The sequence below is a fragment of the Chloroflexota bacterium genome (genome assembly GCA_015478725.1).
GTDB lineage: Bacteria > Chloroflexota > Limnocylindria > Limnocylindrales > CSP1-4 > C-114.
The window spans coordinates 22,153-29,725 of sequence record JADMIG010000031.1 but is presented as its reverse complement, the minus strand read 5'-3'; the positions used below and the strand labels follow the sequence as shown (position 1 = coordinate 29,725).

At 71.7% G+C, this 7,573-nt stretch carries 9 protein-coding genes; 5 read left to right on the top strand and 4 right to left on the bottom strand.

What is annotated here, in order from left to right:
- Nucleotides 1-469: hypothetical protein (locus IVW53_13500; GenBank protein MBF6606584.1), on the bottom strand; the 469-nt coding region annotated here is incomplete at its 3' end.
- 202 nt (nt 470-671) lie between these two features.
- Between IVW53_13500 and IVW53_13495 the strand changes: the two genes are divergently transcribed.
- Nucleotides 672-1,427, top strand: coding sequence for a hypothetical protein (locus tag IVW53_13495; GenBank protein ID MBF6606583.1), 756 nt, complete (start codon nt 672-674; stop codon nt 1,425-1,427).
- Between the two features lie 123 nt (nt 1,428-1,550).
- Nucleotides 1,551-2,513, top strand: a complete 963-nt coding sequence (locus IVW53_13490; protein MBF6606582.1) for a hypothetical protein — start codon at nt 1,551-1,553, stop codon at nt 2,511-2,513.
- A gap of 4 nt (nt 2,514-2,517) precedes the next feature.
- Here IVW53_13490 and IVW53_13485 read toward each other — a convergent pair whose 3' ends face one another.
- From IVW53_13485 to IVW53_13475, 3 genes are read right to left on the bottom strand one after another with little or no spacing between them, the layout of a single operon-like run.
- Entirely contained in the window at nt 2,518-3,264 is a 747-nt protein-coding gene (locus tag IVW53_13485; protein MBF6606581.1) for an FAD:protein FMN transferase, read from the bottom strand.
- 19 nt (nt 3,265-3,283) lie between these two features.
- Entirely contained in the window at nt 3,284-3,844 is a 561-nt protein-coding gene (locus IVW53_13480) for an FMN-binding protein (protein MBF6606580.1), read from the bottom strand.
- Nucleotides 3,845-3,859: 15 nt separating this feature from the next.
- Complete coding sequence (locus IVW53_13475; GenBank protein ID MBF6606579.1) at nt 3,860-5,230, bottom strand: ferredoxin reductase family protein; 1,371 nt, start codon at nt 5,228-5,230, stop codon at nt 3,860-3,862.
- A gap of 87 nt (nt 5,231-5,317) precedes the next feature.
- Here IVW53_13475 and IVW53_13470 point away from each other — a divergent pair, with 87 nt between their 5' ends.
- The 3 genes from IVW53_13470 to IVW53_13460 are packed head-to-tail and all read left to right on the top strand — an operon-like array spanning nt 5,318 to nt 7,572.
- The gene (locus IVW53_13470; GenBank protein MBF6606578.1) at nt 5,318-5,536 is read left to right on the top strand and encodes a hypothetical protein; all 219 of its coding nucleotides are present in this window, start codon (nt 5,318-5,320) and stop codon (nt 5,534-5,536) included.
- Nucleotides 5,526-6,626, top strand: coding sequence for a DUF2029 domain-containing protein (locus IVW53_13465; GenBank protein MBF6606577.1), 1,101 nt, complete (start codon nt 5,526-5,528; stop codon nt 6,624-6,626). The genes IVW53_13470 and IVW53_13465 overlap by 11 nt, the downstream gene beginning before the upstream one ends.
- Nucleotides 6,627-6,663: 37 nt before the next feature.
- Complete coding sequence (locus IVW53_13460; protein MBF6606576.1) at nt 6,664-7,572, top strand: hypothetical protein; 909 nt, start codon at nt 6,664-6,666, stop codon at nt 7,570-7,572.
- The last annotated feature ends 1 nt before the right edge of the window (nt 7,573 follow it).

Below are 7,573 nucleotides of genomic sequence, written 5' to 3'. Positions count from 1 at the left end.
TCGGGGTGGGCGTGGGCGTCGGGGTGGGCGTGGGCGTCGGCGTTGGGGTCGGGGTCGGCGTCGGGTCCGTCACCGTCACGGTGCCGGCACCCAGGGCGGCGGTGATCCCGCCGCCCGCGGCCACCTGGAAGCCGATCGTGTGGCTGCCGGGCGCGAGGACGGTGGCGAACGTGTAGCGCACGCTGCCGTGGCCCATCGACGCTCCGGCCGTCATCGCCTGCCCGGTGCCATCGATGACGACGAGGACGCTGCCCGTCCCGTTGGTCTCCCCGACCCGATAGGTGACCGCGAAGGTGATCAGGTCTCCAGGCGACGCCGTTCGCGGCGAGACGCTCGCGTCGTAGAGGGCGGCCCGGCTTTCGTCGCCGAGCGTCGGCCCCACCAGGGCCGCGAGCAGCAGTGCCGCCGCCGCGACGGACCGCCAGAGGCGGGCGAGCGGAACACGAGCCGGTCGGTGCGCGATGGACACAGATGATGCCTCCGCGCCGGGCATGATCTCCCGGCGACGAGGCGAGCATCGCTGGCGGCGCCCGCGGTCACAATGGTACGGGCGTCATCCCGGCCGGCCCCGTCGGTCAGGGCGGTGCCGCGTCGCACCGGGCCCATCGACCCATCGCCCGCCGCCCGAAGTCCGGGTGCCGCTCCGCGTGAGCGTCCGTCATCCTTCGGTCGTGCACGCGCTCACCCCCCGACGCGACCCGCGGATCTCCGCCGACACCGCAGCGGCGACCGCGATCCGTTCCCTGTCCGGTGGGTTGCTGCTCGTCGCCGGCGTCGGCGTTGGCTGGCTCGACCTCGCCACGCCCATCCTCGGGACCATCGAGCTGTCCGCCCGTCAGACGGCGATCCCGACGATCGCCGGTGTCGCCGGCTGGTTCGGCGCCGTGTTGCTCCCGTTCACCCTTGTCGCCATAGGAGCAGTGCGCCTGCGCGACGTCGTCGATCGCTCCGCAGCTCGTCGAGGCTCGCGATCGAGCACCGGTCTCGCCGCCCGCCTTGGCGATGACTTCGCCGTGACCGACCGCGTCCGACTCCCGGACGGGACGGTCGTCCCCCGCATCGTGCTCGGGCCGCATGGCCTCGCCATCCTCGCGACCGCCCCGCCATCCGAGGTGACCCGCCATCGCGACGGACGCTGGGAGGCTCGCCTCCGCGACGGAGGCTGGGTCCCGATCGAGAACCCGCTCGATCGAGCGAGCCGCGACGCGGACCGCGTTCGGGCCTGGTTCGCGTCTGACGACCGCGACTTCGTCCTCAAGGTCCACGCCGCGCTCATCGCCCCGGATGCCTCGCTTCGCCGGACTCCCACGTGCGCCGTGATCACCGATGGCCAGATCCCCGCGTGGCTGGGATCGCTGCCAGCCCAGCGGACGCTCACCCCGAACCGACGCAGCCGGATCGCGAAGTTCCTCGTCGACGGGAGCTGACCGGACCTGACCGGAGCTGACGAGCCGCGCGACCGCGGCACGTCGCCGGAACCGCGTGACCTGGCGGAACGTCTCCGGGCGAACGCCGCGCGCCATGCGCGGTGAGCAACGGGGTCCTCGTCCATGTCCTGGTCGTCGCCGTCTCATGCGGCCCACCGCTCCGCCGGCTGGCCGGCCGCCCTCACGATCGTTGCCGTACTCCTTGCCGGGTGTTCCGTCGCCGGCGGCCCGGCGCCCGCTCCCGGCTCGCCGTCGATCGGCCCTGGGACCTCGCCGGACCGCGGATCCAACGGTCCGACGATCGCGCATCGACGCGGCGCTGCCGACCTCGTCATCCGGATCGAGCTCGAGGGCGGCTTCGTTCCCCCGCAGGTCCTCATGAATCGTTATCCATCCATCTCGATCTACGGCGACGGCTCCGTGATCACGGAGGGCCCCGTGGAGATGATCTACCCGGGCCCGGCACTCCCGAATCTCCAGGTGACGAGAATCTCCGAGGCCGGTATTCAGACGCTGCTCGTCCTGGCCGCCACGGACGGCCTGCTCGGTCCGGACGCGCGGTTCGACGCGACCGGCATCGCCGACGCGGCGACGACGGCGTTCACCGTCGTCGCCGACGGGGTGCAGCACCGGATCACCGCCTACGCGCTCGGCGAGGCGCCCGAGGACACGAACCTCGATCCCGCGACTGCCGCAGCGCGGGCGAAGCTGCGGGCCTTCCAGGCCGCTGCGAGCGACCTGCCGGCTACCGTCGGCGCCGCCGTCGACGGACAGGGTGGTCCGTACACCTACGCGGCGATCCGGCTGTACGTGACGCCTGGCGAGCCTTCGGTCGGCGATGCCGGGCTGGCGCGGCCTTCGATCGCCTGGCCCCTCGCAACGCCGCTCGCCGCCTTCGGCGAGCCTGCCCCAGGAACACTGGCCGGGACACGTTGCGGCGTCGTCCGCGGTGGCGATCTCGCCACTCTCCGCCCGCTCCTCGAGCGCGCGACCCAGATCAGCGGCTGGACCTCGGGCGGTGCGACGTACACCGTCATCCCCCATCCGATGCTGCCCGACGAGACTGGCTGCCCCGCCGCTGCCTGATCCGTCAGGCGAGCAGGCGATCCACGAGCGGCGTCCAGACCGCCCGCCGATCCTCCGTCACCGCGAACGCGCCATACCCGGGTTGACGCGCCACCCACGCGACACCGTCCGGGCCCATCGCGAATGCGGCCGTGGCGAACGCGTCCGCGTAAGTGAGACTCGGCCCGACGACCGTCATGCTCAGCAGGCCGCGTGACGGCAGTCCGGTCCTGGGGTCGACGATGTGCGTGCCGCGCTCATACGTGCCGGAGGTCGCGACGGCGGCATCTCGGACGGCGAGGACTCGCGCGACCCGGTCCGCCTCGAGCGGATGGCGGATCCCCACCCGCCATGGTCGCCCAGGAGCGGGCTCACCGCGGACTGCGATATCCCCGCCGGCGTTGATCGCGAACGACTCCGCGCCGGCGAATCCGAGCAGCCTGGCCGCTCGCTCCACGGCCCACCCCTTGACGATGCCGGTCGGATCCGGGCGGCCGTCGATCCGATGACGACGAGCGTCGAAGAAGCCGCTACTGAGGCGGCGCACGTCCTCGCAGAGTCCGAGCAGGTCCGCGAGCTCTGGGCTCACGTCCGACTCGTCGATGTCGCCCCGGATGAGCCGACTCACCTCGCTGTCCGCGTTGAACGGGCTGAACCGCTCGTCGATCTCGCGGAGATCGGCGAACGCTGCTTCGACGACGCTGGACGGCACCGCCGGCCAGACGACATGGATGCCGATCACGGTACCCATGATCCGTTCGACGCGCCGGATCGCAGTCGCAGTCGCCGCCTCAGCCATGGGCCTGGTCCAGCGCGCCCTGGAGCGACTGGGCGTACGCATCGCTCGTGTACGTCGCGCCGGACACGATGTCGATCTGGGCGCTCTGGGCCTGCAGCGCCTCACTCTGGAGGATCGGTGCGACCGTCTGCGAGATGAAGCCGGAACGTCCATCGCTCGGCAGGACGACCGCCTGGACGTCCGTGATCCGGCCCTTGGCGAGCGTCATCTGGACCTCCGTGTCGCCGAAGCGAGTCGTGATGACGGGTCCCGTGAACTGCCCGGTCGCCCCCGCACCCGGAGCCGCCGGTGCCGGGGTGGTCGGCGCCGAGCTCACGGTTCCGGACGCCCCGCCGCCGGATCCGCCGCTTCCCGCCGCCGCGCCGCCTGCCGCCGGAGCGGGGTTCGGCGCCGTCTGTCCTCCCGCCGTCGGGGCGGGACTCGCCGGGCCCACGATCGCCAGGCCGCTCGAGCGGGTGATCGTCATGTCGGGCGTCCTGAAGCTCAGGACAAGCGCGAGCGCGACCGCCGTCGTCGCGATCGCGATGAGCGCCCGTCGGGGGAGGATCGGCATGGTTCCAGGACCTCTTCAGTACCCGAATCGCTCGCTGTGGATCCGCGCCGATGGCACGCCGAGCGCGCGGAGGGAGCCGGCCGTCGCCGCCATCATCGGATCCGGACCGCAGACATAGACGTCGCGCATGACGACATCCGGCACGAGCCGCTGGATCGCCGAGGGTGCCAGCGGGTCCGTGGTCAGGTCAACTCCGCGCCGGCCGACGAGGTAGTGGATCGGCACATGGCGAAGCCGGCCGAGTGTCTCGAGCTCCTCGCGGAAGACGACCTCCTCCGCTCGCCGGGTGCGGTAGATGAGGGTCAGGTCGCCGGGCCCCGCCGGCAGCTCCTCGAGGAGGGCGCGGAGTGGCGTGATCCCGATGCCGCCGGCGATGAGGAGGACGCGTCGCCGCTCGCGACGTTCGCCGGTGAGGGTGCCGTACGGCCCTTCGATGAACACTCGCGTCCCGATCGGCAGTGCGGCAAGGCTCCGCGAGTCGTCGCCGAGATCCTTCGCGGTCACGCGGAGCCAGGCGCCATTCGGCGCGGCGGAGATCGAGTACGGATGGGCTCGCCACCAGCCGTCGCGGGCGAGGAATCGCCATTGGAAGTACTGCCCGGCGCGGACGGCGAGAGCGTGGAGGTCGCGGCCGGTCATGTACACGGAAACCACGCCGGGCGCCTCCCGCACGACGTTCGCGACTCGGAGTTGGTGGCGGAGGGACAGCCGGACCGGCGCACCGAACCGGAACATGACGATGAGCCCGATGACGACGGCATAGAGCACCGACCAGTAGATGCGGGCGACCGGATCGGTGGCGAAGTCCGTCCCGAGCACGATCTCGTGGGCGAACGTCAGGGCGATCGCAAGGTAGGCATAGAGGTGGATCCCGTGCCAGGTCTCGTACGAGAGATGCTGCCGGGCGGCCCGCATGGATGCGACGGCAACGGCGATGAACAACCCCATCCCCACGGTCGTCATGAGGATGTACGGGTACGTCGTGAGGAGCGTCCACGCCTCATCGACGACGGATCGACCGTCAGCCATGCCCCAGCCCACGGTCGTGAGCAGTCCGTGGGCGGCGATGAGCCAGACGGCGGCGAAGCCGAGCCATCGATGGATGGCCGCGAGTCGATCCGGACCGAAGACCTGATCGAGCCACGGTGAGCGGGACATGAGGACGAGCCCGAGGAGGACGGCGTAGGTACCGATGAGCGCGGCGATCTCTCCGGCGGCGGTGATGGCCCCGGCCACGCTCCCCAGCTCGGCGAGTCCGCCGTGGCGGACCCACATCGCGACGATGACAGCGCCGTTGCCGAGGACGAGGGCGGCAAGGTCGACGGCCCGGATGGGCCACGTCCGCGGGACCGCCACCCGATGGGTGAGTCGCGGAACGGGGGTCATGGGTGAACAGCCTCGCATCGCCGTGGGTTGTGCACCCCCAGTGTCCGGAGCTTCGCTGAGGGGAACCTGAAAGACGATGCCGCGTCGATGAGGTTTCGGCCATGGTTCCTTCACCGGCCTTCGCCCCGCGCTTCGTGGTCGACGCATCGGCCCGACCTTCGCTATCGTGTCGCCGCCGCGGCGGGTGCCCGGCACGGCCGGGTGTGGGACCCGGCATCGGAGGATGTCTCACTGTTCCACGGGATGTTCCGGACCGCGGCCGAGGACCCCGACGGCACGTGGCGCGACCGGCCGGATGGTGTCTGACGGTTGGCGCCCGGGTGGCGCGGCATCGGGAGCGATCGTGCTCGTCCGCCTCGCCATCATCGCCGCCATCTTCGGCGAGCTGTGGGTGACGGGGACGATCCACCTGCCCAACCTTCTCCACCCGACGATCATCGGGAGCGATCCGTCGAACTACTTCGCCGCGGGCCAGCGGCTCAACGCCGGCCATGACCTGTACGGTCCGCTGCGCTTCGGCGATCGCCCGGTCCCGGGCTATCCGGGTCTCTTCCCGGCACCGCTCCTCTCGCCGCCCCTCATCGCCGTCATCTGGCGGCCACTCGCCGCCCTCGGCGAGGGATCGATGACCGCCTGGTGGGCGGCGTGCCTCGCGGTCGTCATCGGGCTCGCCATCTGGTTCGCGGCCGCCGGCGACCGGATCACGCTCGCCGGCCTCGTCATCGTCCTCGCTCTCGGCTGGCCGGTCGCGCTGGTCCTCCGGATCCCGTACCAGATGCCCGGCTTCCAGTCGCCGCTCTCGATCGCGGCGCTGTCAGGGAACCTCAACGGCATCATCACGGCGCTCGCGGTCGTCGTGTGGTGGGCCGCCAGCCAGGGCCGGTCGCGCCTGGCGGGTGCGGCCGCCGCCCTCGCCACCGTCCTCAAGCTCGGCCCGCTCGCGCTCGGCTGGTGGCTCGTCGTCCGGCGCGACTGGCGGGCCGTCGAGGCGTTCATCGCAACAGGCGTCGTCCTCGGCCTCGTCGGGCTCGTCGGCGCCGGGCTGGACGCGAATCTCGCGTTCATCCGGTTCGCCCTCGGGGCCGGCGTGTCGCCGACGCCGCTGAGCATCCCGGGGATGCTCCACACGTGGTTCCACGTCAACGTCCACGCGGCGGAGCCCGGGACGATGGTCGCGGTCGTCGTCGGCTTCGTGGTCGTCGCGCTCACCCGGGACCGCCCTCGGGTCTCCTTCCTCGCGGCGATCCTCGTCATCATCTACAGCTCGCCGGTCGTCCTCACCGGAAACTTCGTGTTCCTCCTCGCCGCGCTCGCGCCATGGCACGTCCCTGCCCGGCCCGGCCCCCAGCCGACGCTCCGCGAGCGGGTCGCGTCGCTGCGGACGACGTTCCCGTGAATGGTGCGGCGGCCACCGCGCCGTGACGAGATGGCCGGTGTGGTCTCAGCTCGCTCGATGGCTGCCGGTGCCGTTCATCGTCGGCGGGGCGATCTATCTTGCCAGCCGATCCTTCCTGTATCACGCGTCCGCGCTCGGCATCGATGCCCACGTCTACTACAGCGGGACGGTGGCATGGCTGAACGGGACCAATCCATGGAGCGCCTCGTTCCACACCCTGCACTACGCCGCCCTGCCGTGGGCACTGCCCTTCATCGCGCCGTTCACGATCCTCTCGCCGGCGTGGTTCGCCGCGCTGTGGATCGGCCTCGACGTCGTCGCGTCCGCGTACCTCGTCCGCCGCGCCGGACTCTCGTGGGCATGGCTCGCGTTCCCGCCGCTCATCCAGGGAACCCTGAATGGGAACCCGGCCATCGTGACCCTCGCCCTCATCGTCGCCGGCGCCGCCCCGCTCGGGCTCATGCTCCGGCCGCAGGCGGGCTACATCCTCCTCGGTGAGCGACGCTGGCGCGCGGTGGCGCTGACGATCCTCCTCGCGCTCGCGCTCGTCGTGATCCTCCCGCTCGGAACGTTCCTCGACGACCTCCCGACGATCCTCGCCCGCTACGCGCTCGAATCCCGCGGCGGCTCGACCGGCGGCTCCCCAGTTGCCCTCGCCGTCGGCGTGGCCTCCGTCCTCGCGCTGGCGACCGTCGACCTTCGCGAGGCTGGCTGGCTGGCGACGATCGTCGCGGTCCCGATCAACGGCTGGTATGCCGGCGCGGCGGCGATCCCGATCATGAACCCGCTCCTCGCGATCGGGCTGTCGGTCCCGGTCGTGGGCCTGCCGGTCGCCACGGTCGCCGTCTATGCGGCCCTCCGGCTCGCGTTGCGGTGGCTTCCGAACAGTCGGCTGGCACGTCTCGCGGGACCCCTCCTCAGATGCTACGTCCCCGGCGCGCGGTGAC